The sequence below is a fragment of the Sodalis ligni genome (assembly GCF_016865525.2).
Classification (GTDB): Bacteria; Pseudomonadota; Gammaproteobacteria; order Enterobacterales; family Enterobacteriaceae; genus Acerihabitans; species Acerihabitans ligni.
Map to the genome: position 1 here is coordinate 1,557,876 of NZ_CP075169.1, position 16,126 is coordinate 1,574,001.

Here is a 16,126-nt window from a genome sequence, read left to right on the forward strand (position 1 = left end):
ATGTCTTGCGGGTGAAAATCTTATTTTAAGTGTTTTTATCACGTTTTGATGATCTTAAGCTGGACAAAGGACTTACCAATTGCTGTACTACACACGACACAGAGTTAGTGTCTATCATTTTATTAAAGGTAAGTTTGATGTCTAAGATTAAAGGTAACGTTAAGTGGTTTAACGAATCTAAAGGATTCGGTTTCATTACTCCTGAAGACGGCAGCAAAGATGTATTCGTGCATTTCTCCGCTATCCAGAGTAACGGTTTCAAAACGCTGGCAGAAGGCCAACGCGTTGAGTTTGAAATCACTAACGGCGCCAAAGGCCCTTCGGCCGCTGACGTAACAGCTATTTAAATATAGCCGGTTTCCTGAAAAACCCGCCTTGTGCGGGTTTTGTTGTTTCTAAGGAGGGAAAAGTTTTCACTCTAAGGGCACAGACGGTCCGAAGATATGCACCAATCCTATCGCCATGGAAGTCATGAGCAACGAGCCCGCCAGATTCAGCAGAATATTCAATCCCGCCCACATCAATTGCCCGTTAAGCATTAGCGTCACCACTTCCGCCGAGAAAGTGGAAAAGGTAGTTAAACCGCCGCACAGGCCGGTGGTGATAAAGAGCTTCCAGGCCGGCTCGATATGCGTCATGCGCACGAAGAGAGCCAGGCACAGGCCGATAACAAATGCCCCCACCAGATTGACCGCCAGGGTACCGGCCGGGATATGAATCGACGAACCGCTTAATTTCAAACTCACATACCAGCGCAGCACGCTGCCAAGACCTCCGCCAATAAAGACGGCCGAAAGAAGGGTAAACATATAGACCTTTCATGATTGGGGGAATGAAAGCTCACAAAGGCGAACATGACGCTACGTCCCCCTTGCCAGCAGGTTAACGTAGGCATCATCAGCCGAAACGGCGGTTAAAGGAGGAATGCCATCTCCTGCAATCATTATACATAAAAATTGTCTATAGCATAGGAGGGGGGTGCTTACTGAGGGGCGCTCAAGGGGTTAGGCTGGCGAATGCCGCCGGTATTGGAAAATCGTTGTTTCGCCGCCCCGCAATTGCTGGTACGGTAGGTAACAGTGGTGGGTTGGTATCATACCGATCCGGGCGTATTTACCGTTACGTATGTAAATCTGTTACAGATATCTCTTGTAATAGGGCGATAATAACGTTAAAAGCGTTAGACTGTAATTTCGCTGGTTTTATGAGCAAGCGTTAATCAAGAAGGTGATTATGGAAGGTTTAAGCATTACCAAATTATTAGTTATCGGCGCCTTGATTGTGCTGCTGTTCGGTACCAACAAATTGCGCAGCCTCGGCGGCGATCTGGGGGCGGCTATCAAAGGGTTCAAAAAGGCCATGAACAACGATGAGCCGACCGCGCAGAAAACGCAAACTGAAGAACCGGTGGCTCCTCAGGTAACAGAACACCATAAAGACTAAGGCGAGCTGGTAAAAAGGATGGTCGCTTCGCCCATCCTTTTCGGCGTGCCTGCTGTATGCTACACCGCCTAATGAAATAACCCCTGTTGTCCTTTATGCAAAGGACGACGGTTATTTCACCTCGATTCCCTTGGCCTGCAAATCCGCGTGATAAGACGAACGGACAAAAGGACCGCACGCCGCATGGGTAAAGCCCATCGCCAATGCTTCCCCCTTCATGTCGTCGAACTCCTGCGGGCTGACATAACGCTTCACCGCCAGGTGATGCCGGCTGGGTTGCAGATATTGGCCGAGCGTCAGCATGGTCACGCCATGACGGCGCAGGTCGCGCATGACTTCAATGATTTCTTCGTTGGTTTCGCCGAGTCCTACCATTAGTCCGGATTTGGTCGGCAGTTCCGGATTCGCTTCTTTAAAGCGCTCCAGCAGCTTCAGGGACCAGGAGTAGTCGGCGCCGGGGCGCACCTGGCGATAAAGCCGCGGCACGTTTTCCAGATTATGGTTGAAGACGTCCGGCGGCGAGGTGTTGATGATTTCCAACGCGCGATCCATGCGGCCGCGAAAATCCGGCACCAGCGTTTCTATTTTGATGGTGGGGTTTTTGGCCCGGATGGCGCTGATGCAATCGGCAAAATGCCTGGCGCCGCCATCGCGTAAATCGTCGCGATCCACCGAGGTCACCACCACGTAACGCAGACCCATCTCCGCGATGGTTTGGGCCAGTTTTTCCGGCTCGCCGGCGTCCGGCGACGTGGGCCGGCCATGGGCCACATCGCAGAAAGGGCACCGGCGGGTGCAGATGGCGCCGAGGATCATAAAGGTGGCGGTGCCGTGATTAAAACACTCCGCCAGGTTAGGACAGGAAGCTTCTTCGCAGACTGAGTGAAGACCGTTTTTGCGCATCGCGGCCTTTATTCCCTGGATACGCGTGGAATCCGACGGCAGTTTGATCTTCATCCATTCCGGTTTGCGCAACAGCTCTTGCCGCTCAACCGCCACGGTTTTAACCGGAATCAAGGCCATTTTGTCGGCGTCACGGTATTTAACGCCGCGTTCCATCTGTATCGGTTTAGTCATAATGTAGCGGATCCCGTCCCTAAAGTACCGAAATGAACCTTTTCATCCGGACTGTTACGTGGTTGTTCAACTTTATTTGATAAAACGTCAAAAATTATAACATGTTTGACGCCGGCGGTGCATGCACTTCAGGCTCTGTTGGGTAATCTTCCCTACGCCATGGCAGGATCTCGGCGGCGGGGCCCTTTAACAAGGCGAGAAAAGATTCAATCAGCACCGGCGCGACATCGGCCGTTTGCACTCCGGGGACATAGTCGCTTACCTGGGTCATGCGCAATCCGGCATAGCCGCAGGGGTTGATGCGCAGGAACGGCGAGAGATCCATGGCGATATTCAACGCCAGGCCGTGGAAAGAGCAGCCTTTGCGGATGCGCAGCCCCAGGGAACAGATTTTGGCATCCCCCACGTATACCCCCGGCGCATCAGCACGGGCGCGGGCGCTGATATCAAAGCGGGCCAGCGTCGCCACTACCGTGTCTTCCAATAGAGTGACCAGTTGCCTGACCCCGAGTTTACGGCGTTTCAGATCGAGCAATACATACATAACCTGCTGTCCGGGGCCGTGAAAGGTGACCTGGCCGCCGCGATCGCTTTGTATGACCGGAATGGCTCCCGGCTGCAGAATATGTTCGGCCTTGCCGGCCTGTCCCTGGGTAAAGACCTGGGGATGCTGCACCAGCCATATTTCATCCGGCGTGTCAGAGCCGCGGCGATTGGTGAAGCGATGCATCGCCTGCGACACCACGTCATAGGGCTGCAGATCCAACTGACGAATAATGATGTTATCCGATGACACAGGCAGCTCCCCGTTTACAAAACCATGCGGACCATCTCGATCTTGCCCAATTCCTCATACAACGCCTCCACCTGCTCGATATGCGTAGCGGTGATAGTAATGGAAACCGCGTGATAATTGCCCTTGCTGCTCGGTTTGACCTCAGGGATATAATCGCCGGGCGCATGGCGCTGCACCACTTCCACCACATCGTCAACCAGCTCGGGACGCGCGACGCCCATGACTTTATAGGTGAACGGGCAGGGGAATTCGAGCAGTTCATTCAGTTTGGTTTTCATTAGCGCTCCGCTCCGGATAGCGTATATATCCCGGCAAAACCCAGAGGCGGTATGCAGGAATACAAAAATGACACACCCGCGATAGCGGGTGTGTTAACAATTGGATCTATTATACGGCGGAGGCTTTAAGCCTGACAAGGAATGCTTCCGTTACGCGAACCAGTGGTGGAACATCAGTTTGATATAATCCACCATCCGGCTGAAGATATTGCCTTCTTTAACTTCATTCAGTACCACCAGGGGGTGCTGATCGATAATCTTTCCATCGAGCTGAAAATTGATGGTGCCCACCTGCTGATTCAGGGCCAGCGGCGCGTGCAGCTCGGTCTTGTCAAGGGTATAGCTGGCTTTCAGATCTTTCATGCGTCCGCGGGGAATGGTGAGATAGGCATCTTTATCCACGCCCAGCTTGACAATATCGGTATCGCCGAACCAGACCGGCTCGGAGGCAAATTCTTTACCGGCTTTCAGCGGCGCCACGGTTTCGAAGAAACGGAACCCCCAGGTCAGCAATTTGCGGGTTTCGTTTTCACGTCCCTTCGGGGAATGGCCGCCCATCACCGCGGAAATCAGCCGCGTCGGGCCGTCGGTGGCTGAAGCCACCAGGTTGAAACCGGCGGAATCCGTATGGCCGGTTTTGATACCGTCCACGTTCAAATTGGTATCCCACAATAAACCGTTACGGTTCAATTGACGGATATTGTTGAAGGTAAATTCCCGTTCTTTATAGGTGGCATACTCATCCGGCACGTCGCGGATGAGCGCTTTGCCGATCATCGCCATATCCCGGGCGGAGCTGAACTGGCCCGGCGCGTCGAGACCGTGCACCGTCTCAAAATGCGTATTGGGCAGGCCCAGGGCGGTGACGTAATTATTCATCAGGCTGACAAAGGCATCCTGGCTGCCGGCGACAAAATCCGCCATGGCAACGCAGGCGTCATTGCCCGACTGAAGGATGATCCCCCGGTTTAACAGAGCCACAGGGACGCGATCCCCCGGTTTGAGGAACATCAATGACGAACCTTTAAATACCGGGTTACCGGTCGCCCAAGCATCCTTATTCACGGTGACGACGTCGTTGGGGGAGATTTTGCCCGCCTTGATCGCCTGGCCGATGACATAACTGGTCATCATTTTGGTCAGACTGGCCGGATCGCGCCGGCTGTCGGCATTCTGCTCCGCCAATACCTTGCCGGAGTTGTAATCAATCAGGATATAGGATTCAGCATCAATTTGCGGTACGCCGGGAATCATGGTCTTGAGATTCACATCATCCGCCTGGCCGTGGGCCAGGGGGATCAACGCAATGACGGTACTTAACGCTAAGCGCTTGAATAAAAGGTGGGTCATTTCTTTATTCATGTCAGGACAACAGCATCCATGGGAGTAAGTTAAAATCGTGCCACACTATAGCAGATGTATAAAAGAGCGGCACCAGACAATCGATTCTCTGGTAAAGGAGAACCTTTTAAGAATGTTTCAGGGTTCCGGGCATTAAAACCCCGGCCGCTGCGGCCCGGCCGGAGCCAGCGCCGGGTTGGGATCCGGCCGGGAAACGGCGCCGCATTTACTCCGGCGCAGCGGTTATAAATGACTGCTGCTGCGCTTCGCTGGTTAACCGCTGCTGCAGCGCGGCGGCCTGCTGGCGGCTGCTGAACGGGCCAAGCTGGACCCGATAAAGGTTGCCGTTGGCGGTCACTTTGCCCGGAACGCCAAAACGCTCGCCGAGGGTCTTTTGCCAGGCCAGCGCGCGCTGTTTATCCCCCAGCGCGCCCACCTGTACCACGTAGCGGCCGGATGCCGGGGCAGTCGCCGCGGCGGAGACATGGGTCTTCGTATAGGTCGCGGCCGGGGCGGCGGAAGCATGGGACGGCGTATAGGTTGCGGCCGGCGCGGCGGACGTATGGGACGGCTGGTAAGTCGCTGCCGGCTGCGGTGCGGCGGGGGCTGGTTCATCAGACTCCACTACGCCGGCCGGCAGCGGGGTGGGCCTGCCCAGAAAACCGCTGCCGGAGCCGGAAGCGGACGGCGCGGGGGCCATATCGGGCTCAGCAGGCACCGGGTCCGCCACCGGGCGGATAGCCGGCGCAGGCGCCGTTCCCGAGGCGACGCGCGTATCATCCACGGGGGCGGACGACTGCATCGCGCCCGGCGACGGGGCATCCAGGTTCGGGCGGGGCGGCAGCGCATAGTTCTGTTTGGCCACCACGGTGCCGATGGTGCCCGGCCCGGACAACGTGCCGTCCGGGGCGACCTGGATGAAATCCACCTTGACCGTGGTTTGATTGGAGATATTGAGCCGTTCGGCGGCGGCCTCCGTCAGGTCGATAATCCGTCCGGGCGTATAGGGCCCGCGATCGTTGACCCGCACCACCAGCTGGCGGCCGTTGCTCAGATTGGTCACCCTCACATAGCTTGGCAGGGGCAGGGTCGGGTGCGCGGCGGCCAGGGCCTGCGCATCGAAGGGTTCGCCGTTGGCGGTGGTGGTGCCGTTGTGCTCGGCGCCATAAGAGGAGGCCAGCCCGGTTTCACTGAAATTCTGCGGATTTTTGACGATACGGTAGGTCTTGCCGCCCATCTCGTAGTCTTGGCCGGTATTGGGGTTATAGGGTTCATAGCGCGGCTCCACGCCGCTGATTTCCACTACCGGGCCGTTATAGGCCGGTGCGGAGGATTGCTGCGGTGTTTCAGTGGTCGTGGTACATGCCGTGAGCAATAGCCCAATCACGCCGATCCAGTGCCATTCCTTCCGCATTGCTCACCTCTATAAATTTTTAGACAGCATCTTCCGATGAGTATGTATCGACATGACGATACCAAACCCCGCCATAAGCACAATCAGGGCCGAGCCGCCGTAGCTTACCAGGGGCAGCGGTACGCCGACCACCGGTAAGATACCACTTACCATGCCGATATTCACGAAGACATAAACGAACAGAATCAGCATCAGCCCCCCCGCCATTACGCGGCCAAAGGTGGTTTGCGCCTTGGCGGCAATCACCAGTCCGCGCATGATTACGCATAGATATAGACCTAATAACACCAGAGCGCCAATCAGTCCGAGTTCTTCTCCCAGTACCGCGAAAATGAAATCGGTATGGCGTTCCGGCAAAAACTCCAATTGGGATTGGGTGCCCTGCAGCCAGCCTTTGCCGCTTAAGCCGCCTGAACCGATGGCGATTTTGGATTGGATGATATGGTAGCCCGCCCCTAGTGGATCGGTTTCCGGATCCAACAGCATCATTACCCGCTCCCGCTGGTAATCATGCATCAAAAAGAACCACAGTATGGGAATAAAGGCCGCCACCAGCAGCGCCGCCAGGATAATAAGCTTCCAGCTCATCCCGGACAGGAACAGGACAAACAGCCCCGAGGCGGCAATCAATATGGCGGTGCCCAGATCGGGCTGGGGCGCCCCCAGCAGGGGCGGTACAAAAATCAGTACCAGGGCGATGGCGGGATTTTTCAGCGAGGGAGGGCAGCTGGTGCGGGTGTAAAACGCGCGACCATCAGCGGCACGGCGATTTTAGCGATTTCCGAAGGCTGAAACCGCACGAAGCCTAAATCCAGCCAGCGCTGGGCCCCTTTACTGACCTGGCCGAAAGCGTCCACCAGCATCAGCAGCACCAGGCTGATAACATATAAATAGGGGGCCCATGCCTCATAAACCCGGGGCGGCACCTGCGCCAGCCCCAGCATGATCAGCAGGCCCATCACGATCTGGCCGATCTTGCGTTCCATCATGCCCACATCCTGGCCGCTGGCGCTCCATATAACGATGGCGCTGTAGCCCAGCAGCAGCATTATAAGGAGAAGAAACGGCAAATCGATATGGAGCTTGGCCCAGAACGTCCCGTTTTGCTGATTATCCGTCATGTCGTTCAATCACCTTCGGTACCGGGCTGAGCGGGCTGCTCGGCCGGTAAGTTAATCGTGTTGTCGCCCAACATGATATGATCAAGGATCTGGCGGGCGATCGTTCCCACCGCCGGACCGACCCCGCCGTTTTCCAGCACCACCACCACCGCCACCTCGGGCTTGTCATAAGGCGCGAATGCCGTCATCAATTTATGGTCGCGCAGGCGCTCGGCAATTTTATGCGCATTATAGACCTCATTGGCCTTCAGGCCGTAAACCTGGGCGGTGCCTGATTTGGCCGCCACCTTATAAGGCGCATCGGAAAAATTCTTGCGGGCGGTGCCGTTCGGCCGGTTGGCCACCCCGAACATACCGTCTTTGGCAATTTCCCAATAACCGGAATGAGGATCGCCGATTTGGACATGTTCCTGCTGCTGGTAAGGAACCAGCTTACCGTTCTCTCGGGTACTGTACAGCAGATGGGGGACCCGCACCGCGCCATCATTGATAAGGGACATCAGCGCCTTGGACATCTGAATCGGCGTTGCGGTCCAATAGCCCTGCCCGATGCCCACCGGGATGGTATCGCCAAGATACCAGGGTTTTTTAAAGCGCTGCAGTTTCCATTCACGGGTCGGCATGACCCCGGCGCGCTCTTCCGAAAGGTCGATGCCGGTTAACGAGCCATAGCCGAATTTCGACATCCATTCCGAAAGCCGGTCGATACCCAAATCATAAGCCACCTGATAGAAAAAGGTATCCGCCGATTCCTCCAGGGCTTTGGTGACGTTAAGCTTGCCGTGTCCCCATTTTTTCCAGTCGCGATAGCGCTTATCCGATCCGGGCAACTGCCACCAGCCGGGATCGAACAGCGTAAAGTTTTTGTTGATGACGCCCAGGGTCATGGCAGACACCGATATATAGGGCTTAACCGTCGAGGCGGGAGGATAGACCCCCTGAGTGGCGCGATTGATTAACGGCCGGTTTTCATCCTCCAGCAAACTCCGGTACTCTTTGCCGGAGATGCCGTCCACGAACAGGTTAGGATCGTAACTGGGATTGGACACCAGCGCGCGGATGCCGCCGTCGCGGGGGTCCGCCACCACCACCGCCGACCGGCTGCCCGCCAGCAGTTGCTCGATATAGATTTGCAGGTGCAAATCCAGCGTCAGGTAAATGTCCTTGCCAGCTTGCGGCGGCTGTTCATGCAGTTGGCGAATAACCCGGCCGCGATTATTGACTTCCACCTCTTCGTAACCGGTTTTGCCGTGCAGGACGCTTTCATAATACCGTTCGATACCCAGTTTACCGATATCATTAGTAGCGGCATAGTTCGCCAGGATGCCTTCTTTGTCCAGTCGCTCCACGTCCTTGTCATTGATTTTGGAAACGTAACCGATGACGTGGGTCAGGGCGGATCCATAAGGATAATAGCGGCGCTGGTAGCCTTTGACTTCCACCCCTGGAAAATTGAACTGATTCACGGCGAAGCGGGCCTGTTCCACGTCGGTCAGTCCAACCTTAAGCGGTATCGAGGTAAAACGATGGGATCGTTTACGTTCTTTTTGAAAATTGGCGATGTCGTCGTCAGTGAGATCGACAATGGGCCTGAGGGCCTTGATGGTGCCCTGCAGATCGTCGACTTTTTCAGGCATCAGCTCGAGCTGGTAAATGGTGCGGTTCAGCGCCAGCGGAATGCCGTTGCGATCGTAAATGATACCGCGGCTGGGGGCGATGGGCACCAGTTTGATCCGGTTCTCGTTGGACCGGGTGCGATAATCCTCAAAACGGGTAATCTGCAGATGGTAAAGATTGACCACCAGAATCCCGCTTAATAGCAGGATACCTAAAAATGCCACCAGCGCGCGGCGAATGAACAGTGCCGACTCAGCCGAATAGTCGCGAAAGGGGTTATGATCTATTTTCATTCCGCGAGATTATACTCAATAGCTTTCAAGTTGCATCTTCACCGGATCATTCCCGATGATAAGGATGGTTGGTGGTAATGCTCCAGGCACGATACAGGCTCTCCGCGACTAACACCCGGACTAAGGGGTGAGGCAAGGTTAACGGCGATAACGACCAGCTCTGTTCCGCCGCCGCTTTGCAGGCCGGGGCCAGCCCTTCGGGACCGCCAATCAACAGGCTGACATCCCGGCCGTCCTGCTTCCAGCGTTCCAGTTGAAGCGCCAGGAATGGCGTCTCCCACGGGGTGCCGGGGATATCCAGCGTCACGATGCGATTGCCTTTACCTACCGCGGCCAACATCAATTCGCCTTCTTTTTCCAAAATCCGACCGATATCGGCGTTCTTACCCCGTTTGCCGGCCGGGATTTCCGTCAGTTCGAACGGCATGTCTTTCGGAAAGCGGCGCAAATAATCCATAAACCCGGTTTGTACCCAATCCGGCATCCTGTTGCCCACCGCGATCAGCTGAAGTCTCACCGATCAGCTCCAGAGTTTTTCCAATTCATAAAGCTGACGACTTTCTGCCTGCATCACATGCACGATGACATCCCCCAGATCCACCACGATCCAGTCGGCGATTTTTTCGCCCTCTACCCCTAACGGCATCAGGCCCGCGGTGCGGGACTCCTGTACTACGTGATCGGCGATGGACATCACATGGCGGCTTGAGGTGCCGGTACAGATCACCATGCAGTCCGTGATGCTGGATTTACCCCGTACGTCCAGGGAAATAATATCCTGGCCTTTCAAATCATCAATTTTATCAATGACGAAATCTTTGAGCGTGTTACCTTGCAAAGGTTCCCCCTTCGGTGTGCTTCGCATCCGCTGCCCTGTGGAACACATGTAGGACATCGCAATTCAATGGGTTGATTCCTGCCCGATTACTGACTGGGATCGGCTGGTGCTTAACCGCGAAATAAGCCGCGCAGTATAACACGGGCGGCACACTAGAGATATAAGCCCTGTTCGTCAATATATCGCTGAACCGACGGCGTCAGCATATCATCGCAACGCAGGCCCTCGTGGCGCCGTTCCCGGATTAACGAGGCTGAAATTGACAATTGCGGGGTGGGCGCCAAATAGATAAGCCCGGCGGGTTTCGTTTGCAATTGACCGACATCGGTGGTCAGGCGCGCCTCAAGCCAGGACTGCAATGCCGGTGTGGACATTTTAGCCCCATAACCCGGGCGGGCGCAAACCAACAGGTGACACTTATCCAATAATTCAAGTCCCCGGTGCCATTGAGGCAGGGTCAGCAGGGAATCCTGCCCGATGATAAACCCCAGCGGCGCGGTGCGGCCTCGCTCCCGGCGCAATGTTTCGAAGGTGTCCACGGTCCAGGAGGGGTTATCGCGCCGCAGTTCACGGTCGTCGATATCGAACAATGAGCCGCCGATATCCGCCAGTGCCATTTGCACCATGGCCAGCCGCTGCTGGGCGCTGGCCTCCGGCTGCGGACGGTGGGGCGGGACATTGTTTGGCAATAGGGTAACGCGTTTAAGCCCCACCAGTTTCGCCAGGGCGATAACCGGTTTGATATGGCCGTAATGTATCGGGTCGAACGTGCCGCCGAACATTGCCGTCAAGGGCGGGGCGGTCAAGGGTTGGGTGACGGTTTCAGACATTGATCGGCGTTCCGGCGGTGATTTTACCGCATAGCAGCAGCGAGAGGGTTTCCAGATCGGACCAGACCGGATAGCCATAATCCTGCTTGAGTGTTATCTCAATGGCGGTCATCAGCGACACCGCCTGATGCAGCTGGCGTGGCGACAGCCGCTGCAAAGCCGCCGTCAGCAGCGGCCGCCGGGTCTGCCAGACCTTGTGCTGATCAAGCAAGGAGCGCAATGGCGACTGGTGCATTTGCCGTTGAATTGTCAGTAACAACATCACCTCTCGCTGCAGGCTGCGTAATAAAATCACCGGTTCGCAGGCTTCCTGCCGCAGCTGCCTGAGTATATGCCCGGCCCGTTTGCTTTTCGCCGCCAGCATGGCGTCCACCCAGTGGAACGGCGTGAAGTGCGCCGCGTCGTTAACCGCGGTTTCCACCCGCGGCAACGTCAGGCTGCCGTCGGGATAAATCAGCGAAAGGCGTTCCAGGGCCTGGGACAATGCCATCAGGTTGCCTTCATAGCAATAACAGAGCAATTGATTCGCGGCGTCGTCCAGGTTGAGCTGCATCGCCTTGGCCCGCAAGGCAGTCCAGCGGGGCAGCTGTCCCTGCTCAGGCGTCATGCAGGCCACATAGACCCCATCGCGGGCGAGCGCCTTGTACCAGCCGCTGTTTTCCTGGGCGCGGGTTAATTTGGTCCCCCGCAGCATCAATAACAGATCCGGATGAAGCAGAGTGGACAATTGCGCCAGTTTTTCGCCCAAGGCTGCGTTGGCCCCGTTGTCCGGCAGTATCAGCAATAAGGTCTGCCGGCTGGCGAACAGGCTCATTGCCTGGCAAAGGCTGAAAATCTCGTCCCAGTCCACGGACGCATCCAGGGTAAAGCTAAGATGTTCGCAAAAGCCCTGGGATTCCGCCTGGCGGCGTATCGCATCGTGGCTTTCCTGCAGCAGCAGCGGATCGTTCCCGAACAGCAAATAACAGGCGCGCAGCGATTCCTGCAACTGCGCGCCGAGCTGCTCGGGGTAAAGCTTGATCATTGCGCTTCCTGCGCCGCCAAGGCTTTTTGCAGGGTGATGCTCGCCTGTTTATCGGCCTGCTCCTTGCTGGCCTCCTCGGCGGCATGAACCGCCAAAAGCCTGCGCACCAGCTGCTGTGCCGCCTGTTCCCGCATCTCCTGCCGGATAATATCGCTTTCATTATCCTTAGCCAGGGCGGTCAGGGGGTTGTCGAAGAACGAGCGGAACACCCTGATACTGATGGGGAAGAGATCTTTGCCCGGCGTCAGCACCGTTGCCTGCACATCCAGCACCAATTGGTATTCGGCGGTTTTACCGTCCTGGAATACCGACACCGTCTCCTGGCTTTCGCTGGCGCCGGTTATGCGTAATGAAGGCAACAGCCGGCTTTTGGCCACGGAGTCGTTGACTATCTTCATGTCATTAAGCCGTAATTCCGATCGCACCGCCCGCGTCAGCGGACCATAGGGATCGTAACTGTTCAGGGTTAATGTCTTCAAATCATCGGGGACCATGGTATGAGCTCCCGTCCCGCGCAAATGATAACCGCAGCCCGCGGTGACCAGCACCGCGAACCCCAGCAATAATGCCTTCATCCGATGTCGCACAAAGCCTCCTTGTCTTAACCTACAACCAGGTTAAGCAATTTGCCCGGTACATAAATGACTTTACGTACCTGGACCCCTTCAAGATATTTTGCCACCAGATGTTCCTGGGCGGCGCGTTCACGTACCAATGCCTCGTCGGCATCGGCGGGCACGGTAATTCTGCCGCGCAGTTTACCATTGACCTGAATCACCACCAGTTTGGCATCTTCCACCATGGCGCTGTCATCGGCAACCGGCCAGGGCGCGTTGTCGATATCCCCTTCGCCCCCCAGTTCCCGCCACAGGACGAAACTGGTGTGGGGGGTAAAGGGATAAAGCATGCGCACCACCGTCAGCAGCGCTTCCCGCAGCAGCGCGCGATCCTGCCCGCTGTCCTGCGGTAACCGCGCCAGCTTGTTCATCAGTTCCATAATGGCGGCGATGGCGGTGTTGAAGGTTTGACGCCGGCCGATATCATCGGTCACCTTGGCAATGGTCTTATGCAGATCGCGGCGCAGCTCTTTTTGCAGGTCGGTAAGGGCGCTCACGTCCAACGGCTCCGCGGGCCCCGCCGCCGCATGATCATAAACCAGTTTCCATACGCGTTTGAGAAAACGGTTGGCGCCTTCAACGCCGGACTCCTGCCACTCCAGCGTCATTTCCGCCGGCGAGGCGAACATCATGAACAGGCGAACGGTATCGGCGCCGTATTTTTCCACCATGACCTGCGGATCGATGCCGTTGTTTTTCGATTTGGACATCTTGCTCATGCCGGCATAAACCAGCTCGCGGCCCTCGGGGTCGACGGCTTTGACGATACGGCCTTTTTCATCCCGATCCACCGTCACATCCACCGGCGAGACCCAGACGCGTTCGCCGCCGGCGCCGGTATAATAAAACGCGTCCGCCAGCACCATGCCCTGGCACAACAGGCGCTTGGCGGGTTCATCGGAATTCACCAGCCCGGCGTCGCGCAGCAATTTATGATAGAAGCGGAAGTACATCAAATGCATGATGGCATGTTCGATGCCTCCTATATACTGATCCACCGGCAGCCAGTAATTGGCGGCGGCGGGGTCCAGCATACCGGTGTCAAAGTGCGGGCAGGTATAGCGGGCATAATACCAGGATGACTCCATAAAGGTGTCGAAGGTATCGGTTTCACGTAATGCCGGCCTGCCGTTCACGGTGGTTTTCGCCCACTGGGGGTCGGCCTTTATCGGGCTGGTGATGCCGTCCATGATCACATCTTCCGGCAGCAGTACCGGCAATTGATCGTCCGGCGTCGGGATGACCGTGCCGTCTTCCAATGTGACCATCGGAATCGGCGCGCCCCAATAGCGCTGCCGGGATACGCCCCAATCCCGCAGGCGATAATTCACCTTGCGCTCGCCTACGCCCAGCGCCACCAGCTTATCGGCGATGGCATTGAACGCGGCGGCGTAATCAAGGCCGTCGAATTCGCCGGAGTTGAACAGCACGCCTTTTTCCGTCATGGCCTGCGCCACGAGATCCGGTTCGCTGCCGTCCGCCGCCAGGATCACCGGTTTGATGGACAGCCCGTATTTGGTGGCGAATTCCCAGTCGCGCTGGTCATGGCCCGGCACCGCCATCACCGCGCCCGTACCGTAGTCCATCAGCACGAAATTGGCGACCCAAATAGGTACCCGCTCGCCGTTTAACGGATGAATGGCGAACAGGCCGGTTTCCATGCCTTTTTTCTCCATGGTGGCCATGTCGGCTTCCGCCACCTTGGTATTACGGCATTCGGCGATAAAATCCGCCAGGGCCGGATTGGCGGCGGCGGCCTGCAGCGACAGCGGGTGGCCGGCGGCGATGGCGACATAGGTAACACCCATGAACGTATCGGGACGGGTGGTATACACCGACAGCTTTTCGCCGCCGTCCTCGACGTCAAAACGGATTTCAACCCCCTCGGAGCGGCCGATCCAGTTGCGCTGCATGGTTTTCACCTGCTCAGGCCAGCTCTCCAGCTTGTCCAGGTCATAAAGCAGCTGGTCCGCGTAAGCGGTGATTTTTACGAACCATTGCGGAATCTCTTTGCGTTCCACCTTGGTATCGCAGCGCCAGCAACAGCCGTCGATAACCTGTTCGTTGGCCAGTACCGTCTGGTCGTGGGGGCACCAGTTCACCGCGGAGGTCTTTTTATAGACCAGCCCTTTTTCATACAGCCGGGCGAAGAACCACTGTTCCCAACGATAATATTCCGGACGGCAGGTAGTGACCTCGCGGTCCCAGTCATAACCGAATCCCAGCAGTTTAAGCTGGGTTTTCATATAATCGATATTGGCATAGGTCCAGGGCGCCGGCGCGGTATTGTTTTTCACCGCCGCGCCTTCCGCCGGCAGACCGAAAGCATCCCAGCCGATGGGCTGAAGCACGTTTTTGCCCAGCATGCGCTGATAGCGAGAAATGACGTCCCCGATGGTGTAATTGCGCACATGGCCCATATGCAGGCGGCCGGAAGGATAGGGCAGCATGGACAGGCAATAGTATTTTTGCTTGCTGCTATCCTCTGTGACTTTGAAGGTGTTGTGATCATGCCAGTGACGCTGGACGTGGGGTTCGATTTCTTCCGGGCGATATTGCTCTTGCATGGCAGCCAGTGGTCCTATAGTGAAATACAGCTACGCCCGTATTTTTTATCGGACGTTCTTAACCAAAGATCCGCATAGCATAGCTGATAAGCAACAGTGGCAACAACACCCGCCGCAGCCCAGAGGCGTATTTCTGCCACAATAGGTGTCATTGGAGCAAAATATTTCCCTGCCGCCGGCTTTATGCCGGATGAGTTTGCCGCCATGAGCTAGAATTATCGGCACAATACCTATTCCGGTTCGGCCAGCGGAGCATGACAGACCGGATTGGCTGAGACGAGGAGTTAATGATGGATAACGTTGCGCTATATTACCGGGAATTACTGGCCTCCCTTAGTCACCAACTGGAGCAGGGCGAACGGGATATTGATGCCTTGGTGGCGGATGGCCACCGGCGGCTTATCGCTGCGGGGGATCTGACCCCCGCCGAAGTGGATAGTCTGACCCGGGCGGTACGCCGCGACCTGGAAGAGTTTGCCCGCAGCTATGATGAAAGCCGCGCGGAAAACACCGATAGCGTTTTTACCCGGGTAATAAAAGAGAGCCTGTGGCAGGAGCTGGCGGATATCACCGATAAGACCCAGCTTGAGTGGCAGGAAATCTTTAAGGATGTATCACATCACGGCGTCTATACCAGCGGCGAGGTAGTGGGGCTGGGCAATCTGGTGTGCGAGCGGTGCCATCACACCCTGCCGGTTTACACGCCGGAAGTGCTGCCGCTGTGTCCGGAGTGCGGTTTTGATCAGTTTCAGCGGCGGCCGTTCTAAGGGGTTAAGAGAGGGCGTGCCGCGCAGGGCTTCATTGACCTGTCCGCGGCAAAATCACTGCAAGGTTAATTAGCCATTAAGATAATGTAATGTAAAATTTCTT

The 16,126-nt window shown here is 56.4% G+C and carries 16 protein-coding genes, 1 pseudogene and 1 riboswitch; of the genes and pseudogenes, 3 read left to right on the forward strand and 14 right to left on the reverse strand.

From position 1 onward, the window contains the following. Positions 1–137: 137 nt before the first annotated feature. Positions 138–347 (forward strand): transcription antiterminator/RNA stability regulator CspE, encoded by a 210-nt coding sequence (gene cspE, locus GTU79_RS07290; RefSeq protein WP_025244663.1) that lies wholly within the window; start codon positions 138–140, stop codon positions 345–347. A gap of 66 nt (positions 348–413) precedes the next feature. Here cspE and crcB read toward each other — a convergent pair whose 3' ends face one another. Beyond that, positions 414–809 (reverse strand): fluoride efflux transporter CrcB, encoded by a 396-nt coding sequence (crcB, locus tag GTU79_RS07295; RefSeq protein WP_203522339.1) that lies wholly within the window; start codon positions 807–809, stop codon positions 414–416. Positions 810–881: 72 nt separating this feature from the next. After that, positions 882–944: riboswitch (Fluoride riboswitch) on the reverse strand. Positions 945–1,233: 289 nt separating this feature from the next. On the opposite strand from crcB, the gene tatE reads away from it, so the two are divergent. Further along, entirely contained in the window at positions 1,234–1,443 is a 210-nt protein-coding gene (gene tatE / locus GTU79_RS07300) for a twin-arginine translocase subunit TatE (protein ID WP_203522338.1), read from the forward strand. Between the two features lie 111 nt (positions 1,444–1,554). On the opposite strand, the gene lipA is transcribed toward tatE, so the two are convergent. From lipA to leuS, 13 genes and pseudogenes are all read right to left on the reverse strand, one after another. Then, on the reverse strand, positions 1,555–2,520 hold the full coding sequence (gene lipA, locus GTU79_RS07305; protein ID WP_203522337.1) for a lipoyl synthase: 966 nt from the start codon (positions 2,518–2,520) through the stop codon (positions 1,555–1,557). Positions 2,521–2,614: 94 nt separating this feature from the next. After that, on the reverse strand, positions 2,615–3,316 hold the full coding sequence (gene lipB / locus GTU79_RS07310; protein WP_203522336.1) for a lipoyl(octanoyl) transferase LipB: 702 nt from the start codon (positions 3,314–3,316) through the stop codon (positions 2,615–2,617). Positions 3,317–3,330: 14 nt separating this feature from the next. Further along, positions 3,331–3,594 (reverse strand): DUF493 family protein YbeD, encoded by a 264-nt coding sequence (gene ybeD / locus GTU79_RS07315; RefSeq protein WP_132922843.1) that lies wholly within the window; start codon positions 3,592–3,594, stop codon positions 3,331–3,333. A gap of 150 nt (positions 3,595–3,744) precedes the next feature. After that, complete coding sequence (gene dacA / locus GTU79_RS07320; protein WP_132922842.1) at positions 3,745–4,956, reverse strand: D-alanyl-D-alanine carboxypeptidase DacA; 1,212 nt, start codon at positions 4,954–4,956, stop codon at positions 3,745–3,747. Between the two features lie 205 nt (positions 4,957–5,161). Continuing rightward, the gene (rlpA, locus tag GTU79_RS07325) at positions 5,162–6,349 is read right to left on the reverse strand and encodes an endolytic peptidoglycan transglycosylase RlpA (RefSeq protein WP_203522335.1); all 1,188 of its coding nucleotides are present in this window, start codon (positions 6,347–6,349) and stop codon (positions 5,162–5,164) included. A 9-nt stretch (positions 6,350–6,358) separates the two neighbouring features. Next, a pseudogene (gene mrdB / locus GTU79_RS07330) lies at positions 6,359–7,470 on the reverse strand (peptidoglycan glycosyltransferase MrdB). 5 nt (positions 7,471–7,475) lie between these two features. Further along, the gene (gene mrdA, locus GTU79_RS07335; RefSeq protein ID WP_214513809.1) at positions 7,476–9,380 is read right to left on the reverse strand and encodes a peptidoglycan DD-transpeptidase MrdA; all 1,905 of its coding nucleotides are present in this window, start codon (positions 9,378–9,380) and stop codon (positions 7,476–7,478) included. 46 nt (positions 9,381–9,426) lie between these two features. Beyond that, positions 9,427–9,897, reverse strand: coding sequence for a 23S rRNA (pseudouridine(1915)-N(3))-methyltransferase RlmH (gene rlmH / locus GTU79_RS07340; protein ID WP_132922838.1), 471 nt, complete (start codon positions 9,895–9,897; stop codon positions 9,427–9,429). 3 nt (positions 9,898–9,900) lie between these two features. Continuing rightward, positions 9,901–10,218, reverse strand: coding sequence for a ribosome silencing factor (gene rsfS / locus GTU79_RS07345; protein ID WP_132922837.1), 318 nt, complete (start codon positions 10,216–10,218; stop codon positions 9,901–9,903). A gap of 152 nt (positions 10,219–10,370) precedes the next feature. Continuing rightward, positions 10,371–11,048, reverse strand: coding sequence for a nicotinate-nucleotide adenylyltransferase (gene nadD / locus GTU79_RS07350; RefSeq protein ID WP_243701447.1), 678 nt, complete (start codon positions 11,046–11,048; stop codon positions 10,371–10,373). Next, entirely contained in the window at positions 11,041–12,072 is a 1,032-nt protein-coding gene (gene holA, locus GTU79_RS07355) for a DNA polymerase III subunit delta (RefSeq protein WP_203522333.1), read from the reverse strand. Before holA ends, nadD begins: the two co-directional genes overlap by 8 nt. Next, positions 12,069–12,659 carry an LPS assembly lipoprotein LptE gene (gene lptE / locus GTU79_RS07360; RefSeq protein ID WP_203522332.1) on the reverse strand — a complete coding sequence of 197 codons (591 nt, stop codon included), beginning with the start codon at positions 12,657–12,659 and terminating at the stop codon, positions 12,069–12,071. Before lptE ends, holA begins: the two co-directional genes overlap by 4 nt. A 14-nt stretch (positions 12,660–12,673) precedes the next feature. Then, positions 12,674–15,256, reverse strand: a complete 2,583-nt coding sequence (gene leuS, locus GTU79_RS07365; RefSeq protein WP_203522331.1) for a leucine--tRNA ligase — start codon at positions 15,254–15,256, stop codon at positions 12,674–12,676. Between the two features lie 290 nt (positions 15,257–15,546). Between leuS and GTU79_RS07375 the strand changes: the two genes are divergently transcribed. Beyond that, positions 15,547–16,023: a zinc ribbon-containing protein gene (locus GTU79_RS07375; protein ID WP_132927842.1), complete on the forward strand. Its 477-nt coding sequence runs from the start codon at positions 15,547–15,549 to the stop codon at positions 16,021–16,023. Positions 16,024–16,126 lie beyond the last annotated feature (103 nt).